Origin of the sequence: Mesorhizobium shangrilense (assembly GCF_040537815.1) — a bacterium.
Lineage (GTDB): Bacteria > Pseudomonadota > Alphaproteobacteria > Rhizobiales > Rhizobiaceae > Mesorhizobium > Mesorhizobium shangrilense.
In genome coordinates, this window is record NZ_JBEWSZ010000001.1 from 5,076,667 (window position 1) to 5,092,022 (window position 15,356).

15 protein-coding genes are annotated in these 15,356 nt (G+C 63.1%); 12 read left to right on the forward strand and 3 right to left on the reverse strand.

Translation table 11 applies throughout. From position 1 onward, the window contains the following. Positions 1 to 16 precede the first annotated feature (16 nt). Both ABVQ20_RS24505 and ABVQ20_RS24510 read right to left on the reverse strand, forming a co-directional pair. On the reverse strand, positions 17 to 178 hold the full coding sequence (locus tag ABVQ20_RS24505) for a DUF1328 family protein (protein WP_091576005.1): 162 nt from the start codon (positions 176 to 178) through the stop codon (positions 17 to 19). Between the two features lie 83 nt (positions 179 to 261). Continuing rightward, complete coding sequence (locus ABVQ20_RS24510) at positions 262 to 1,281, reverse strand: MBL fold metallo-hydrolase (RefSeq protein ID WP_435528401.1); 1,020 nt, start codon at positions 1,279 to 1,281, stop codon at positions 262 to 264. A gap of 485 nt (positions 1,282 to 1,766) precedes the next feature. On the opposite strand from ABVQ20_RS24510, the gene ABVQ20_RS24515 reads away from it, so the two are divergent. From ABVQ20_RS24515 to zapE, 3 genes are all read left to right on the forward strand, one after another. After that, positions 1,767 to 2,864, forward strand: coding sequence for a hypothetical protein (locus tag ABVQ20_RS24515; RefSeq protein WP_354462043.1), 1,098 nt, complete (start codon positions 1,767 to 1,769; stop codon positions 2,862 to 2,864). Positions 2,865 to 3,079: 215 nt separating this feature from the next. Then, positions 3,080 to 3,622 (forward strand): protease inhibitor Inh/omp19 family protein, encoded by a 543-nt coding sequence (locus ABVQ20_RS24520; protein WP_354462044.1) that lies wholly within the window; start codon positions 3,080 to 3,082, stop codon positions 3,620 to 3,622. 82 nt (positions 3,623 to 3,704) lie between these two features. Next, positions 3,705 to 4,907 (forward strand): cell division protein ZapE, encoded by a 1,203-nt coding sequence (gene zapE, locus ABVQ20_RS24525; protein ID WP_354462045.1) that lies wholly within the window; start codon positions 3,705 to 3,707, stop codon positions 4,905 to 4,907. Here zapE and ABVQ20_RS24530 read toward each other — a convergent pair. After that, entirely contained in the window at positions 4,904 to 5,332 is a 429-nt protein-coding gene (locus tag ABVQ20_RS24530) for a GNAT family N-acetyltransferase (protein WP_354462046.1), read from the reverse strand. The genes zapE and ABVQ20_RS24530 overlap by 4 nt on opposite strands. Positions 5,333 to 5,548: 216 nt before the next feature. On the opposite strand from ABVQ20_RS24530, the gene mdh reads away from it, so the two are divergent. The 9 genes from mdh (at position 5,549) to ABVQ20_RS24575 (ending at position 15,345) form a co-directional block, all read left to right on the forward strand. Next, positions 5,549 to 6,517 (forward strand): malate dehydrogenase, encoded by a 969-nt coding sequence (mdh, locus tag ABVQ20_RS24535; protein WP_354462047.1) that lies wholly within the window; start codon positions 5,549 to 5,551, stop codon positions 6,515 to 6,517. 31 nt (positions 6,518 to 6,548) lie between these two features. Continuing rightward, on the forward strand, positions 6,549 to 7,742 hold the full coding sequence (gene sucC / locus ABVQ20_RS24540) for an ADP-forming succinate--CoA ligase subunit beta (protein WP_354462048.1): 1,194 nt from the start codon (positions 6,549 to 6,551) through the stop codon (positions 7,740 to 7,742). A gap of 4 nt (positions 7,743 to 7,746) precedes the next feature. Continuing rightward, entirely contained in the window at positions 7,747 to 8,118 is a 372-nt protein-coding gene (locus tag ABVQ20_RS24545) for a cupin domain-containing protein (RefSeq protein WP_354462049.1), read from the forward strand. A gap of 2 nt (positions 8,119 to 8,120) precedes the next feature. Continuing rightward, on the forward strand, positions 8,121 to 8,618 hold the full coding sequence (locus tag ABVQ20_RS24550; protein WP_354462050.1) for a DUF1579 family protein: 498 nt from the start codon (positions 8,121 to 8,123) through the stop codon (positions 8,616 to 8,618). Positions 8,619 to 8,630: 12 nt separating this feature from the next. Next, the gene (gene sucD, locus ABVQ20_RS24555; protein WP_354462051.1) at positions 8,631 to 9,533 is read left to right on the forward strand and encodes a succinate--CoA ligase subunit alpha; all 903 of its coding nucleotides are present in this window, start codon (positions 8,631 to 8,633) and stop codon (positions 9,531 to 9,533) included. A gap of 165 nt (positions 9,534 to 9,698) precedes the next feature. Then, positions 9,699 to 12,686 (forward strand): 2-oxoglutarate dehydrogenase E1 component, encoded by a 2,988-nt coding sequence (locus ABVQ20_RS24560; protein ID WP_354462053.1) that lies wholly within the window; start codon positions 9,699 to 9,701, stop codon positions 12,684 to 12,686. A 45-nt stretch (positions 12,687 to 12,731) separates the two neighbouring features. Continuing rightward, positions 12,732 to 14,018, forward strand: a complete 1,287-nt coding sequence (odhB, locus tag ABVQ20_RS24565) for a 2-oxoglutarate dehydrogenase complex dihydrolipoyllysine-residue succinyltransferase (protein WP_354462054.1) — start codon at positions 12,732 to 12,734, stop codon at positions 14,016 to 14,018. An 89-nt stretch (positions 14,019 to 14,107) separates the two neighbouring features. After that, positions 14,108 to 14,596, forward strand: a complete 489-nt coding sequence (locus ABVQ20_RS24570; RefSeq protein WP_354462263.1) for a hypothetical protein — start codon at positions 14,108 to 14,110, stop codon at positions 14,594 to 14,596. Further along, complete coding sequence (locus ABVQ20_RS24575) at positions 14,593 to 15,345, forward strand: SDR family oxidoreductase (protein ID WP_354462055.1); 753 nt, start codon at positions 14,593 to 14,595, stop codon at positions 15,343 to 15,345. The genes ABVQ20_RS24570 and ABVQ20_RS24575 overlap by 4 nt, the downstream gene beginning before the upstream one ends. Positions 15,346 to 15,356 lie beyond the last annotated feature (11 nt).

The following is a 15,356-nucleotide window of genomic DNA, read 5'->3' on the forward strand; positions in this document are numbered from 1 at the left end:
CCAGTGCGCAGCGATTTCACGTCACCGCGAAGATGCCGAGCACCACGAGCAGGAAGATGATCAGAACGATGCCGATCAGTATGCGCGCGCCGGTGGCGGCGGCTCCGGCAAGCGCCGGCATGCCGAGCAGGCTGGCGGCAGCCGCGACAATCAGAAGAATGATGATCCACTTGATCATTGAAAATGCCTCGAACGATATGCCTGGGACACGGACCAAACGTTATCGTGACCCTTAGGTTCCCGGTGCCCGTGTCCGCTAGGTCAAGCAGTCGGCGATTGCGGCACGTCCCAAGCTTCACCGGGGTGCAAGGCGCGGAAATGGTCCTGCGAAAGGCCCGCGGCATCCAATGCTTCGGCCAGATGTCTTGCCGGCTCGTCGATTGGCTCGTCGGTGAGATGGAACGTGCCCCAGTGACAGCCGGCGGCGTATGCGGCGTTGCACAGTTTCATGCCTTGCACGGCTTCTTGCGGGTTCTGGTGCTGCGGCTCCATGAACCAGCGCGGCTCGTAGGCGCCGATCGGCAGGATGGCGAAGCGGAAGCCGCCATGTTTTTGCGCCATCAGCCGGTAGTTGATGCCATCGTGAAAGCCGGTATCACCGGCAAAGTAGATGTTGCCGGCCGGCGTTTCGACGACAAAGCCCGCCCACAGCGCCATGCGCCTGTCGCGCGCACCGCGCGCCGACCAGTGATGCGCGGGCTCGATGTGAATCACTGTCCCATTGCCAATGTCGATACGATCGCCCCAGTCATGCATCGACAGCCGCATGCCGGGAACGGCGGCCTCGATGATGGCGTCGTTGCCGAGCGGTGTGATCACCAGCGGATCATGTGCTGTCTTGAGCCGCTTCAGCGTCGCGAGGTCGAGATGATCGTAGTGGTTGTGGCTGAGCAGCACGAGGTCGACCGGCGGCAGGTCGGCGAAGGCTACACCTGGCGGGTTGACCCGTTTCGGCCCGGCGAAGGAGAGCGGTGAGACGCGCTCGGACCAGACCGGGTCGGTGAGGATGTTGAGGCCCGCCGTCTGGATCAGCAGCGTCGAATGGCCGACCATCGTCACGCGCAATTCGGAACCTTCGATCCGCGCTCCTGGCTTTGCCGGCGGAAATGGGCTCGGGCTGGCTGTCGGCCATTTTGAGCGTTCGCCGCTGAGTTGCCATTTCAGCAGGTCAGCGAAACGGCCGGGCGGCTTGCCATCGGGATTGAAAAACAGTGTGCCGTCGAAATGGTCGCTCGGCGGGCCGCTGTAATAACGGTTAGCGGCTTTCTTTCTCGCGGCCAAATTTTCGGCTCCAGCAGGTTTCTGTTTCTGCAACATAGGGCCGAAGCCCTCTGGCGCAAACATTTGTCGGGCGGATGCCGGCTCGGCCGAAAGGCCGCGCGCTGGTGGGGCCGATAATTTCCGGTGTACGATCACGCAGCGGAGGAGCCCACATGCGTTGGCAGGCAGTTCTTGCAGTCATAGCGGCGATCACGGGAGTTGCGCCGGTATCGCCGGCTGCTACCGCGCAGACAGAGCCCAGCGCCTGCACCTACGCGCCAACCATATTGGACGCGGCCGATTTCCTGCTGGCAGAACCCGCAACGTTCCCGAATTTCTGGCGCGACCGTTTTGGCGATGACGCGGCCTATCTGAGGATACGCTATGGCGGGCTTGCCTACACCGAAGGTTCGGCACTGCTGGCCGACTTAGAAAAACGCAGTCATCCTCCACTGCGCATTGTCGAACTCAGGGTTGCCTATGCAAAAACGCCGGACAGGGCGGCGATGATTGCCGGCATGCAACCGCTGCCCAACGCCAAGTCGATTGTGCCACAGCTTGGCCAATCTGCCTTGCGTGCCCTCGTCTCCGAGGACGGCGGCGACTGGCTGCTGGGCGAAGTGGGGCGCTTGCAGACGTCCGACCCTTACCAGGCGTCGGAAGCCGCCAAAGGAACTGCGCGGGCGCTATCCGATCTCGATGAGGAAGCAAAGTCACATCTCGCCCAAAAGGCCGAAGATGCAGGCATTTGGCGGCTGGCTCTCGAGATGCGGGCAGCCAAGGAGGACCTCTCCGACTACGTCGCCTACCTTGATAGGCTTCCATCCGCCGTGCGCCCCGACAAGGCCAGTCGCACGGGCTCTATCCGCCGTACCCTTTACTCAGCTGATCTTCGCCCTTCCTTCGATATCTCCAGACAGCCAGCGGAGGTGCAGGCGGTCGACCGTCAAAACGGCATGGGTCCAGCCATCCGGTCGATCGGGCAGCTGATTGCCCATGCTCCTCAAGCCGCGATCCTGCTCACGCTCATGAACCAGACAGGCGATTTGCGCCTCGGTCCCACGGTGGCAGGGGCGCTCAATGCCCAGATTGCAGCAAGACAGCTCGACCCGACCAACAATCCCGATGCTGTTACGGCAGCCATGCTCAACGCGATCGATTATGTTCTTGGTCACCGCGACCGGCAGGATAATCTGCGTCACGCCTTGATTTCCGAGATGCAGGGCGAAACGGCGGAGTTGTTCATCGACAGGGCGTTGGCGCGGGTGACGCTAGCCCGGTTCATGCAAGGCAATGGCGACGAACCGCCACCTCGCCCGAAACAGCTCACCACCGCCTTCCCTTGGGAACAGTGGGTCGGATTGGCCGGTAAGCTGAAGGCCGGCGAAACCATCTCGCCGGAAGATCGCATCGTCGCGGCAGAACTCATGATCGCAGCCGACCGCCCTTCAGAGTCGCTGGCCTTGCTGAAAACAGCCGGTGATTGGAAGACGGCAGTGCTGCGGGCTCATGATCTGGCACTTGCACTGGACCGCCGATGCGCCGACCTGCTGCGAGCTCCGGTGCCGCTTTCGCAATCGCTCTACCGGTTCGAACCGCGCTAGGTGAGGCGATGCAGTACGCACGCTTGACGCCGAATGCCATGCCCGGGCGCTCTTTGAAAGCAGGCTGTGGTCGGGGCCTGTCGTGATAAATTTGCAACAGATGTTGCCGCGAACCGTATTTTAACCATATCGGGTTGAAATTTCGCCACCTTCTCCATCTTGGTGGGGGTGACATTGCGCGGACGGCAGCCCCGCCGATCCGACGGAGGTTTGGAATGAATTTTTCGAAAACCGGTCTGGTGGCCGTATCACTGGCCGCTCTTTTTGCGAGCGGCTGCACAACCTCGCGGTTCTCGTCGATGGATGACCAGCAGCCCGCGCCGCTGCAGGCCACGCCCGCCGGCAAGGTGACCGCCAACCAGCTGCCGCCGCCAGCGGCACCCGGCACCACCGATCCGTCGCAATTTCCGACCGCGCCGCAGAACAACACCCAGGTGGCCTCATTGCCGCCGGATGGATCGGCCCCCACCGGAGCCGCCGATCTGACCGCGGCCAACGTCGCCGGCGTCTGGAATGCCAGCGTCTCCGGCCAGAGCTGCAAGATCGCGACGCCGCAGACCAAGTTCGGCGCCGGCTTCCGCGCCGGACCGTTGCATTGCCCGGCTCCGATCGACGGCATCAAGTCCTGGAACGTTTCCGGCAAGCAGTTGACGCTCTATGACGACAATGGCGGCACGCTGGCGCGGCTCTATTCCTCGGGCGGCTCGAAATTCGACGGCCAGACTTCCAGCGGCCAGCCGATTTCGCTTACAAGGTAAGCTTGGCTTCTCCCAATGCATGTCGCTCAAAAGTGGCCTGCTTCTGGGGCAGCGACATGTATAAGAAAAAACGACGTGACCGATGCATCTGCGTGACGGCCTCCAGACCCATGCGACCGTCAGGCAGCGCTACGACCATCTGGTGGAAACCGGTGCGATCGAACGCGATCCGGCGCAGGAACGAATCACTGCTGCGCTCGACCGGCTGACCGACGAGATCTCGGCAAAGCGGCTGGCGCACAAATCGAGCGCGCTGGGCTGGCTGTTTGCCCGCAAGCGCGAGACGCACGAAGCCGTCAAAGGCCTGTACATCCATGGCGGCGTCGGCCGCGGCAAGACCATGCTGATGGACATGTTCTTCGACCTGGTGCCGGTGAGGCGCAAGCGCCGCGTCCATTTCAACGACTTCATGGCCGACGTGCAGGACCGCATCCAGAAGCACCGGCAGGCGCGCAAGAATGGCGAGGTCAAGGAGGACGATCCGATCCCGCCCGTGGCCAAGGCACTTGCCGAACAGGCCTGGGTGCTGTGCTTCGACGAATTCTCGGTCACCGACATTGCCGACGCGATGATCCTGTCGCGGCTGTTCTCGGCGCTGTTCGCGAGCGGCGTGGTGCTGGTCGCCACCTCCAACGTCGCCCCGGCCGACCTCTACCGCGACGGCCTGAACCGCCAGCTTTTCCTGCCGTTCATCGCCATATTGGAGCGGCACGCGCATGTTCTGTCGCTCGACACCGACAAGGATTACCGGCTGGAAAAGCTCGCCCGCACGGCGGTCTATGTCACGCCGGCCGATGCCGCGGCCGATCGGGCGCTCGACGAGGCGTGGCGCACCATGACGCGCGGCGAACCGGCGTCGGAGACGTCGCTGACCATCAAGGGACGGCAGGTGGTCGTGCCGCGCGCGGCCGACGGCGCGGCGCGGTTTACCTTCGCCGAACTGTGCGAAAAGCCGCTTGGCGCCCGCGATTACCTGGCCATAGCGGGGCGGTTTTCAACCCTCTTCATCGATCACGTCCCGGTGCTGGGCGAGGGCAAGCGCAACGAGGCCAAGCGCTTCATCCTGCTGATCGATACGCTCTACGACCATCATGTGCGGCTGGTGGTGAGTGCCGAGGCCCCACCGCCGCAGCTCTATGTGGCCAAGCGTGGCGTCGAGGTCTTCGAATTCGAGCGCACGGCATCGCGATTGATCGAGATGCAGAGCCGCGACTGGCTGGAAGACTGGGCGGAGCGGCAGAAGGCGAAGGCGGCGTCGTCGGACGCGCAACAGGCCCAAGCCTAAAGCTTGTACACATGCATGACGAAGTCCTCAGCCGGCCCGTGTGGCTCCTTGCGCGACTCGTAGAGCGCGCGGGCGGCGACATTGTCCGGCTCGGTGCCGACCCAGGCCTCTTCGCAGCCATTCTCCCTGCCGATTTCGAACATCGCGTCGAGCATTCTGCGCGCGATGCCCTGGCGCTGGAAGGCCGGCGAGACGCCGACCTCGTCGATATAGAGTTCCGTCACCTTGTCGGGGTGGCGGTGGATGACGGCCGCGCATTGGCCGACGACGACGCCGTCGACGATGGCGACGACCATGAAATGGCCGGATTGCTCGAGATAGGTTGCCAGCCGATCCGGTCTCACCGGTTCGTCGAACACATTGTCCGCGACTTGCATCACAAGGGCGTCATCACCCGCTTCTAGTCTTCGAATTTCCGGGGTCATTGTGTAAATTCTCCCAAGTCGGCTTACAAACTTTGACGTTTACGTAAATCCCAACTCATCTAACCGATTGAAAATGCTCACTCCAAAATAATCGTTTGAATTTACCTTGCACCGGAGCTATTGGGTGCGGCGAAAATTCGCGGTTCCCCGCAGCATTCCGGCCTCTTCCTCGACGCCGTACTGGCGCCGTCACAGACAAAGGGAAAACATCCTGACATGGCACGCAACAAGATAGCGCTCATCGGCTCTGGCATGATCGGCGGCACGCTCGCCCACATGATCGGCCTCAAGGACCTCGGCGACGTGGTGCTGTTTGATATTGCCGAGGGCATCCCGCAGGGCAAGGGGCTGGACATCGCGCAGTCGTCGCCCGTCGATGGTTTCGACTCCAGGCTGACCGGCGTCAACGACTATGCCGGCATCGAGGGCGCGGATGTCTGCATCGTCACCGCCGGCGTGCCGCGCAAGCCGGGCATGAGCCGCGACGATTTGCTGGGCATCAACCTGAAGGTCATGGAACAGGTCGGCGCCGGGCTGAAGAAGTACGCGCCGAAGGCCTTCGTCATCTGCATCACCAACCCGCTCGACGCCATGGTCTGGGCGCTGCAGAAGTTTTCCGGCCTGCCCAAGACCCATGTCGTCGGCATGGCCGGCGTGCTCGACAGCGCGCGCTTCCGCTACTTCCTGGCCGAGGAATTCAAGGTCTCGGTCGAGGACGTCACCGCCTTCGTGCTCGGCGGCCACGGCGATTCCATGGTGCCGATGATCCGCTATTCGACGGTGGCCGGCATTCCGCTGCCGGACCTCGTCAAGATGGGCTGGACCTCCAAGGAGAAGCTCGACCAGATCGTGCAGCGCACCCGTGACGGCGGCGCCGAGATCGTCGGCCTGCTCAAGACCGGCTCGGCCTACTATGCCCCGGCGGCCTCGGCGATCCAGATGGCCGAAGCCTATCTCAAGGACAAGAAGCGCGTGCTGCCTTGCGCCGCGCATCTCTCCGGCCAGTACGGCGTCAAGGGCACCTATGTCGGCGTTCCCGTGGTGATCGGCGCCGGCGGCGTCGAGCGCATCATCGAGATCGACCTCAACAAGAGCGAGCAGAAGATGTTCGACAGTTCGGTGGCGACCGTGCAGGGCCTCACCGAGGCCTGCGTCAAGATCGCGCCGCACCTGGCTTCGAAGTGAACCTCCAGTCAATGATCCGGAGAAAATCCACATGAACATCCATGAATATCAAGGCAAGGCGCTGCTGAAGACGTTCGGCGCGCCGGTGGCCGAAGGCGTGCCGGTGTTCAAGGCGAGCGAGGCGGAAGCCGCCGCCAAAGCGCTGCCCGGTCCGCTCTATGTGGTGAAGAGCCAGATCCATGCCGGCGGCCGCGGCAAGGGTAAGTTCAAGGAGCTCGGCCCCGACGCCAAGGGCGGCGTGCGGCTGTCGAAGTCGGTGGCCGAAGTGGTCGCCAATGCCAATGAGATGCTCGGCCACACGCTGGTGACCAAGCAGACCGGCCCGGCCGGCAAGCAGGTCAACCGCCTCTATATCGAGGACGGTGCCGACATCGAGCGCGAGCTCTATCTGTCGATCCTGGTCGACCGCACGGTCGGCCGCGTTGCCTTCGTCGTCTCGACCGAAGGCGGCATGGACATCGAGGCGGTCGCCCATGACACGCCGGAAAAGATCATCACCGTCGCCATCGACCCGGAAAAGGGCGTGACATCAACCGATGTGAAGGCGCTCAACAGCGCGCTGAAGCTCGACGGCGATGCGGCCAAGGATGGCGATGCGCTGTTCCCGATCCTCTACAAGGCCTTCGTCGAGAAGGACATGAGCCTGCTCGAGGTCAATCCGCTGATCGTCATGAAGAACGGCCGGCTGCGCGTGCTCGACGCGAAAGTGTCGTTCGACAACAATGCGCTATTCCGTCACCCCGACGTGCTGGAACTGCGCGACACCACCGAAGAGGACGAGAAGGAGATCGAGGCGTCGAAATACGACCTCGCCTATGTCGCGCTCGACGGCAATATCGGCTGCATGGTCAATGGTGCCGGCCTCGCCATGGCGACGATGGACATCATCAAGCTCTATGGCGCCGAGCCCGCCAACTTCCTCGATGTCGGCGGCGGTGCGTCCAAGGAGAAAGTGACGGCGGCGTTCAAGATCATCACCAAGGATCCGGCGGTCAAGGGCATCCTGATCAACATCTTCGGCGGCATCATGAAGTGCGACATCATCGCCGAGGGCGTGATCGCCGCGGTCAAGGAAGTCGGTCTGAAGGTGCCGCTGGTGGTGCGTCTCGAAGGCACCAATGCCGAACTCGGCAAGAAGATCATCAACGACAGCGGCCTGAACGTGGTTTCGGCTGACGATCTCGACGATGCAGCCAAGAAGATCGTGGCGGCGGTGAAGGGCTGAGCGGATGCCTCCGCGCAAGATAAATCTCGTCGAGGCGGCGGACGCGAAGATCGCCAAGGTCTTCGATCCGCATATCGCCGGCGACGTGAACGACAGCCAGGCGAAGGTCGCCAAATTCGGCGAGATCTTCGACTGGCACGCGCATGACAATGAGGACGAAGCCTTCCTCGTGCTGCGTGGGCGCATTGCCATCGATTTCCGCGACGGTCCGGTCGAGCTCGGCGAGGGCGACTTCATCGTCGTGCCGCGCGGCGTCGAGCATCGGCCGCGCTCGCTCACGACAGAGCCGGTGGTGCTGATGTTCGAGCCGGCGACGACGCTCAACACCGGCAATGCCAAGAGCGACCTCACCGTCTCCGACCTGAAGCGGCTCTGACCATGAACGCGGGGTCCTTCTCTTCGCTCTCGGCCGATCACCAGCGCCTGCAGGCGCTGGTCGGCGCGTGGCGTGGCGAGGAAGAGGTGGCGGACACACAATGGACCGATGGCGGCACGGCAAGTTGCGAAGTGCTGGCAGAGGCACAGTTCGGAGGCCTGTTCGTGGTGCAGCGCTATCGCCAGCGCCGCGACGGCACGGTTTCGTTCGGCGCGCACTCTGTGTTCGGCTTCGACCGGCAGAACAGTGTCGTCACCATGCACCAGTTCGACTCGATGGGCTTCGTGCCGGCCTCGCCGGCCACGGGGAGCTGGAACGGCAGCGCGTTGGAACTGCTCCGCTCGTCGCACCGCGGTGCGGCACGTTTGACCTATCACTTCACTACAGATGACAGCTACCGCATGCGGCTGGAGTTCCAGCCGCCCGGCAGCGCCATCTGGCAAGACATGGTGAGCGGCGTCTACCGACGCGTCTCGCCTTCCTCGATCAACGGTTTTTAGAAAAGGGCTCCGATGTCCATTCTCGTCGACAAGAACACCAAGGTGTTGGTGCAGGGCCTGACCGGCAAGACCGGCACGTTCCACACCGAACAGGCGCTGGCCTATCACGGCACCAGGATGGTGGGCGGCATCCACCCCAAGAAGGGCGGCGAGACCTGGACCGGGTCGAAGGGCGAGAGCCTGCCGATCTTCGCCACGGTCGCCGAGGGCAAGGAAAAGACCGGCGCCAACGCTTCGGTCGTCTACGTGCCGCCGGCGGGTGCCGCCGAAGCGATCCTGGAAGCGATCGAGGCCGAGATCCCGCTGATCATCTGCATCACCGAAGGCATCCCGGTGATGGACATGATCAAGGTCAAGGCACGGCTCGACCGCTCGACCTCGCGGCTGATCGGCCCGAACTGCCCGGGCGTGCTCACCCCCAACGAATGCAAGATCGGCATCATGCCCGGAAACATCTTCCGCAAGGGCTCGGTCGGCGTTGTTTCGCGCTCGGGAACACTTACCTATGAGGCTGTGTTCCAGACCACCAATGTCGGCCTCGGCCAGACCACCGCCGTCGGTATTGGCGGCGACCCTGTCAAGGGCACCGAATTCATCGACGTGCTCGAGATGTTCCTCGCCGACGACGAGACCAAGTCGATCATCATGATCGGCGAGATCGGCGGTTCGGCCGAGGAAGACGCCGCGCAGTTCCTCAAAGACGAAGCCAAGCGTGGCCGCAGGAAGCCGATGGCCGGCTTCATCGCGGGACGCACCGCGCCGGCAGGCCGCACCATGGGCCACGCGGGCGCGGTCATCTCCGGCGGCAAGGGCGGTGCCGAGGACAAGATCGCGGCAATGGAATCGGCCGGCATCAAGGTATCGCCTTCGCCGGCAAGGCTTGGCACGACCCTGGTCGAGGCGATCAAGGGTTAGGTAGGGCAGTAAGGGAGTAGGGGAGTAGGGCAGTAAGGCAGTAAGGCAGTAAGGGAATAGGACGAACGGGACGAGCGGCAATTGCCACTTCCCCTATTGTCCTACTGCCTTATTCCCCTACTCCCCTCCAAAAAAGGAGACGGAGCAAGGGCTCCGCTAAGTGACATGGCACGACAAGATCAGGCCAACGACCAATTTTCGCTCACCTCTTTCCTCTATGGCGGCAACGCCGACTATATCGACGCGCTCTACGCCGCCTATGAGGACGATCCAGCCTCGGTCAATCCCGAATGGCAGGAGTTCTTCGCCGGGCTGAAGGACGATGCCGGCGATGTGCGCAAGAACGCCAAGGGCGCCTCATGGGCCAAGCCTTCCTGGCCGCTGCAGGCCAATGGTGAGCTGGTGTCGGCGCTCGACGGCAACTGGGGCATCGTCGAAAAGCACATCGAAAAGAAGGTCAAGGACAAGGCGGTCACCAACGGCAACGTCCTTTCCGACGCCGATGTGCACCAGGCGACGCGCGATTCGGTGCGCGCCATCATGATGATCCGCGCCTACCGCATGCGCGGCCATCTGCACGCCAATCTCGATCCGCTCGGCATCGCCAAGCCGCTCGAGGACTACAACGAACTGTCGCCGGAAAACTACGGCTTTACCGCCGCCGACTACGACCGGCCGATCTTTCTCGACAATGTGCTCGGGCTCGAATTCGGCACCGTGCGGCAGATGCTGGAAATCCTGACCCGCACCTATTGCTCGACGCTCGGCGTCGAGTTCATGCATATTTCGGATCCCGAGGAAAAGGCCTGGATCCAGGCCCGCATCGAAGGCGCCGACAAGGAGATATCCTTCACCGCCACCGGCAAGAAGGCGATCCTGCAGAAGCTGGTCGAGGCCGAAGGTTTCGAGCAGTTCATCGACGTCAAGTACAAGGGCACCAAGCGTTTCGGCCTCGATGGCAGTGAAGCGCTGATCCCGGCACTGGAGCAGATCGTCAAGCGCGGCGGCCAGCTCGGCATGAAGGAAATCGTGCTCGGCATGGCGCATCGCGGCCGGCTGAACGTGCTCTCCCAGGTGATGGCCAAGCCACACCGCGCCATCTTCCACGAGTTCAAGGGCGGCTCGGCCGCACCTGACGAGGTCGAAGGCTCGGGTGACGTCAAGTACCATCTCGGCGCCTCGTCGGACCGCGAGTTCGACGGCAACAAGGTGCATCTGTCGCTGACCGCCAACCCTTCGCACCTGGAAATCGTCGATCCGGTGGTGATGGGCAAGGCGCGCGCCAAGCAGGACTATCTGTTCGGCCGCAGCCGCGAGGAGATCGTGCCGCTGGAAGAGCGCGCCAAGGTGCTGCCGCTCTTGCTGCACGGCGATGCCGCCTTCGCCGGCCAGGGCGTGATCGCCGAAATCCTCGGCCTGTCCGGCCTGCGCGGCCACCGTGTCGCCGGCACGCTGCATTTCATCATCAACAACCAGATCGGCTTCACCACCAATCCGCGCTTCTCGCGTTCGTCGCCCTATCCGTCCGACGTCGCCAAGATGATCGAGGCGCCGATCTTCCACGTCAACGGCGACGACCCGGAAGCGGTTGTGCATGCCACCAAGGTGGCGATCGAATTCCGCATGAAGTTCCACAAGCCGGTGGTGGTGGACATGTTCTGCTACCGCCGCTTCGGTCACAATGAGGGCGACGAACCGGCCTTCACGCAGCCGATCATGTACCGCAACATCCGCACCCACAAGACGACGGTGCAGATCTATGGCGAGCGGCTGATCGCCGAGGGCCACATTACCCAGGCCGAACTCGACAAGCTGAAGGCCGACTGGCGGGCGCATCTCGAATCCGAGTGGGAAGTCGGCCAGCACTACAAGCCCAACAAGGCCGACTGGCTCGACGGCGCCTGGTCGGGCCTGCGCACCGCCGACAACCAGGATGAGCAGCGGCGCGGCAAGACCGCCGTGCCGGTGAAGACGCTGAAGGAAATCGGCAAGAAGCTGACCGACGTGCCGAAGGATTTCGAGGCGCACAAGACGATCATCCGCTTCCTGGAAAATCGCCGCCAGGCGATCGATTCCGGCGAAGGCATCGACTGGTCGACGGCAGAGGCACTGGCCTTTGGCGCCATCCTGCTCGACGGCAACCCGATCCGCCTGTCCGGCCAGGATTCCGAACGCGGCACCTTCTCGCAACGCCATTCCGTGCTCTACGACCAGCGCGACGAGACCCGCTACATTCCGCTCAACAATCTGTCGGCGGCACAAGCCGGCTATGAAGTCATCAACTCGATGCTGTCGGAAGAGGCGGTGCTGGGTTTCGAATATGGCTACAGCCTGGCCGAGCCCAAGGCGCTGACGCTCTGGGAAGCGCAGTTCGGCGACTTCGCCAACGGCGCACAGGTGGTGTTCGACCAGTTCATCTCCAGCGGTGAGCGCAAGTGGCTGCGCATGTCAGGCCTCGTCTGCCTTTTGCCGCATGGCTATGAAGGCCAGGGTCCGGAACATTCCTCGGCCCGGCTGGAGCGTTTCCTGCAGCTCTGCGCCGAGGACAACATGCAGGTGGCCAACTGCACGACGCCGGCTAACTACTTTCACATATTGCGCCGGCAGCTGAAGCGGGACTTCCGCAAGCCGCTGATCCTGATGACGCCGAAGTCGCTGCTGCGCCACAAGCGGGCGGTGTCGACGCTGCCGGAAATGTCGGGCGAAAGCTCGTTCCACCGGCTGTTGTGGGACGATGCCCAGCTGTTGCCCAACCAGGCGATCAAGCTCACCAAGGATTCGAAGATCCGCCGCGTCGTGCTGTGCTCGGGCAAGGTCTATTACGACCTCTACGAGGAGCGTGAGAAGCGCGGCATCAACGACATCTACCTGCTGCGCGTCGAACAGCTCTATCCGTTCCCGGCCAAGGCATTGATCACGGAACTGTCGCGGTTCCGCAACGCCGAGATGGTGTGGTGCCAGGAGGAGCCCAAGAACATGGGTGCCTGGTCGTTCATCGACCCGTATCTGGAATGGGTGCTGGCGCATATCGACGCCAAACATCAGCGCGTGCGCTACACCGGCCGGCCGGCCGCGGCATCGCCGGCGACAGGATTGATGTCGAAGCATCTCGCCCAGCTCGCCGCCCTGCTTGAAGACGCGCTTGGCGAATGAGACTGGGCGAATAAAGAACAGAACCGAAAGCAACGGACAGGCACAATGGCTACCGAAATCCGCGTTCCCACTCTCGGCGAATCCGTCACCGAGGCGACCATCGGCAAATGGTTCAAGAAGGTCGGCGATGCCATTGCCGCCGACGAGCCGCTGGTCGAACTTGAAACCGACAAGGTGACGGTGGAGGTGCCGGCCGCCGCCGCCGGCACGCTCAGCGAGATCGCCGTCAAGGAAGGCGAGACGGTTGGGGTCGGCGCGCTGCTGGGGATGATCTCGGCGGGCGGCGCCACGAAGGCGGCAACCCCGGAGCCGAAGCAGGAAACCGCCGTGGCGCAGGCCTCGGCACCGACCGCGGCATCGACGACCAGGCAGGCCGCGGCGCAGGGCGCCAAGATCGCCGGCGAGAGCGAGCTTGAGCAGCGCACCATGCCGCCGGCTCCGTCAGCCGCCAAGCTGATCGCCGAGAACAACCTCGCTGTCGATCAGATTTCCGGCTCCGGCAAGCGCGGCCAGGTGCTGAAGGGCGACGTGCTCGACGCCATGTCGAAGGGTGCGCCGTCACAGCCTGCCGAGATGCCGAAGGCAACGCCCGCGCCGATCGCCGTCCGCGCACCGTCCTCGGGTGACGATGCGTCGCGCGAGGAGCGGGTGCGCATGACCAAGTTGCGCCAGACCATCGCGCGCCGCCTCAAGGAAGCGCAGTCGACCGCCGCCATGCTGACCACGTTCAACGAGGTCGACATGTCAGCGGTGATGGCGCTCAGGACCAAATACAAGGATGTGTTCGAGAAGAAGCATGGCGTGAAGCTCGGCTTCATGGGCTTCTTCACCAAGGCCGTGACGCATGCCTTGAAGGAAATCCCCTCGGTCAATGCCGAGATCGACGGCACCGACATCATCTTCAAGAACTACGCCCATATCGGCGTCGCCGTCGGTACTGAAAAGGGCCTCGTCGTGCCGGTAGTGCGCAATGCCGACCAGATGTCGATCGCCGAGATCGAGAAGGATATCGGCCGGCTGGGCATCGCCGCGCGTGACGGCAAGCTGTCGGTCGCCGATATGCAAGGCGGGACGTTCACGATTTCCAACGGCGGCGTTTACGGGTCGCTGATGTCGACGCCGATCCTCAACGCGCCGCAGTCGGGCATTCTGGGCATGCACAAGATCCAGGACCGGCCTGTCGTGGTCGGCGGCCAGATCGTGATCCGGCCGATGATGTATCTGGCGCTCAGCTACGATCACCGCATCGTGGACGGCAAGGAAGCGGTGACCTTCCTGGTGCGCGTCAAGGAAAGCCTGGAGGATCCAGAACGGCTGGTGCTCGATCTCTAGGGTCTGGGGCTGATCCGGCTGTTGAATTGCGAGCCGGAGGAAGGGATCTGCGCGGCAGAATGATGACTCGCTCCCTTAGCGTTTCCAGGATGCTTTCGATCGTATCGATCGCGGCCGCGACGGCGCTTGTCTCGGCAAACGCCTTCGCTGCCTGCCCGATCGAACTCGCAGTCTATGGCGACCCCCAGAGCGGCACCGAGATCGACTTCACCCCAACCGGCACCTCGGCTGTTGTCACCAACAATTTCCGCATGATCCTCGACAACAATGTGGTGCTCAACGGCATCGTCATGTGGAGCACGGGCGAAGCGCGGCCGAATGGTTCGTTGATGTACAAATGCCCCGAAGGCGATGTCACCGGCGGCGAACTTGCCGCCTGTACGCTCTGGAGCGGCGTCATCTATACGTCGGACGACAAGGGCACGATCGGGCTGTTGCCGGCGCAAGGCGTTGATGCGCCGAAGACACTGATCCTGCCTGATCTCGGGCCATCGCTGCGGCATTCCCTGGCCTATGGCGGCAAGGGATTTTCGAAAGTGCCGTCGGATGTGTTCGTCATGAAGGGGTGCCAGGAATGAGCGGGGCGCGGGTTATCCTGGTGACGGGCGGCAGCCGCGGCATTGGCGCTGCGACCTGCCGCTTTGCCGCCGATGCCGGTTACCGTGTCGTTGTCAATTATGCGTCGAACGAGGCCGCGGCCGGCGCGCTTGTCCAGGACATCGAGCAGGCCGGCGGCAAGGCCATCGCCATCAAGGCCGATGTCGGCAACGAATCCGAGATCCTGTCGATGTTCGAGCAGGTCGACCGCGCCTTCGGCCGCCTCGACGCGCTGGTCAACAATGCCGGTGTGCTCGATGTGATGTCGCGCCTCGACGGCATCAGCGCGGCGCGCATGGAACGCATCATGCGCGTCAATGTGGTCGGCTCGATGCTGTGCGCCCGCGAAGCGGTGAAGCGCATGTCGACGACCCATGGCGGCAAGGGCGGCGCCATCGTCAACCTGTCTTCGATGGCCGCGCATATCGGCGGCGCCAACCAGTATGTCGACTATGCCGCGTCCAAGGGCGCCATCGACAGCTTCACGATAGGCCTGGCGCGGGAAGTCGCCGCCGAAGGCATCCGGGTGAACGCGGTCAGCCCCGGCATCATCGATACCGAAATGCATGCCTCGACCGGCGAACCCGACAGGATAGCACGCATACAAGATGCGCTGCCGATGAAAAGGGCGGGCACGGCCGATGAAGTCGCGCGTGCTGTCCTCTATCTTCTATCCGACGCGGCGTCCTATACGACGGGCGCGATCTTGAATGTAAGCGGCGGCCGATAGCGGCCAGACAA

What these genes read in the sequence shown, in the direction of transcription:
- odhB (WP_354462054.1), top strand. Translation starts at nt 12,732, where the DNA reads ATGGCTACCGAAATCCGCGTTCCCACTCTCGGCGAATCCGTCACCGAG.
- ABVQ20_RS24520 (WP_354462044.1), top strand. Translation starts at nt 3,080, where the DNA reads ATGAATTTTTCGAAAACCGGTCTGGTGGCCGTATCACTGGCCGCTCTT.
- ABVQ20_RS24515 (WP_354462043.1), top strand. Translation starts at nt 1,767, where the DNA reads ATGATTGCCGGCATGCAACCGCTGCCCAACGCCAAGTCGATTGTGCCA.
- ABVQ20_RS24575 (WP_354462055.1), top strand. Translation starts at nt 14,593, where the DNA reads ATGAGCGGGGCGCGGGTTATCCTGGTGACGGGCGGCAGCCGCGGCATT.
- ABVQ20_RS24560 (WP_354462053.1), top strand. Translation starts at nt 9,699, where the DNA reads ATGGCACGACAAGATCAGGCCAACGACCAATTTTCGCTCACCTCTTTC.
- zapE (WP_354462045.1), top strand. Translation starts at nt 3,705, where the DNA reads ATGCATCTGCGTGACGGCCTCCAGACCCATGCGACCGTCAGGCAGCGC.
- sucC (WP_354462048.1), top strand. Translation starts at nt 6,549, where the DNA reads ATGAACATCCATGAATATCAAGGCAAGGCGCTGCTGAAGACGTTCGGC.
- mdh (WP_354462047.1), top strand. Translation starts at nt 5,549, where the DNA reads ATGGCACGCAACAAGATAGCGCTCATCGGCTCTGGCATGATCGGCGGC.
- ABVQ20_RS24570 (WP_354462263.1), top strand. Translation starts at nt 14,108, where the DNA reads ATGCTTTCGATCGTATCGATCGCGGCCGCGACGGCGCTTGTCTCGGCA.
- ABVQ20_RS24505 (WP_091576005.1), bottom strand. Translation starts at nt 178, where the DNA reads ATGATCAAGTGGATCATCATTCTTCTGATTGTCGCGGCTGCCGCCAGC.
- ABVQ20_RS24550 (WP_354462050.1), top strand. Translation starts at nt 8,121, where the DNA reads ATGAACGCGGGGTCCTTCTCTTCGCTCTCGGCCGATCACCAGCGCCTG.
- ABVQ20_RS24530 (WP_354462046.1), bottom strand. Translation starts at nt 5,332, where the DNA reads ATGACCCCGGAAATTCGAAGACTAGAAGCGGGTGATGACGCCCTTGTG.
- sucD (WP_354462051.1), top strand. Translation starts at nt 8,631, where the DNA reads ATGTCCATTCTCGTCGACAAGAACACCAAGGTGTTGGTGCAGGGCCTG.
- ABVQ20_RS24545 (WP_354462049.1), top strand. Translation starts at nt 7,747, where the DNA reads ATGCCTCCGCGCAAGATAAATCTCGTCGAGGCGGCGGACGCGAAGATC.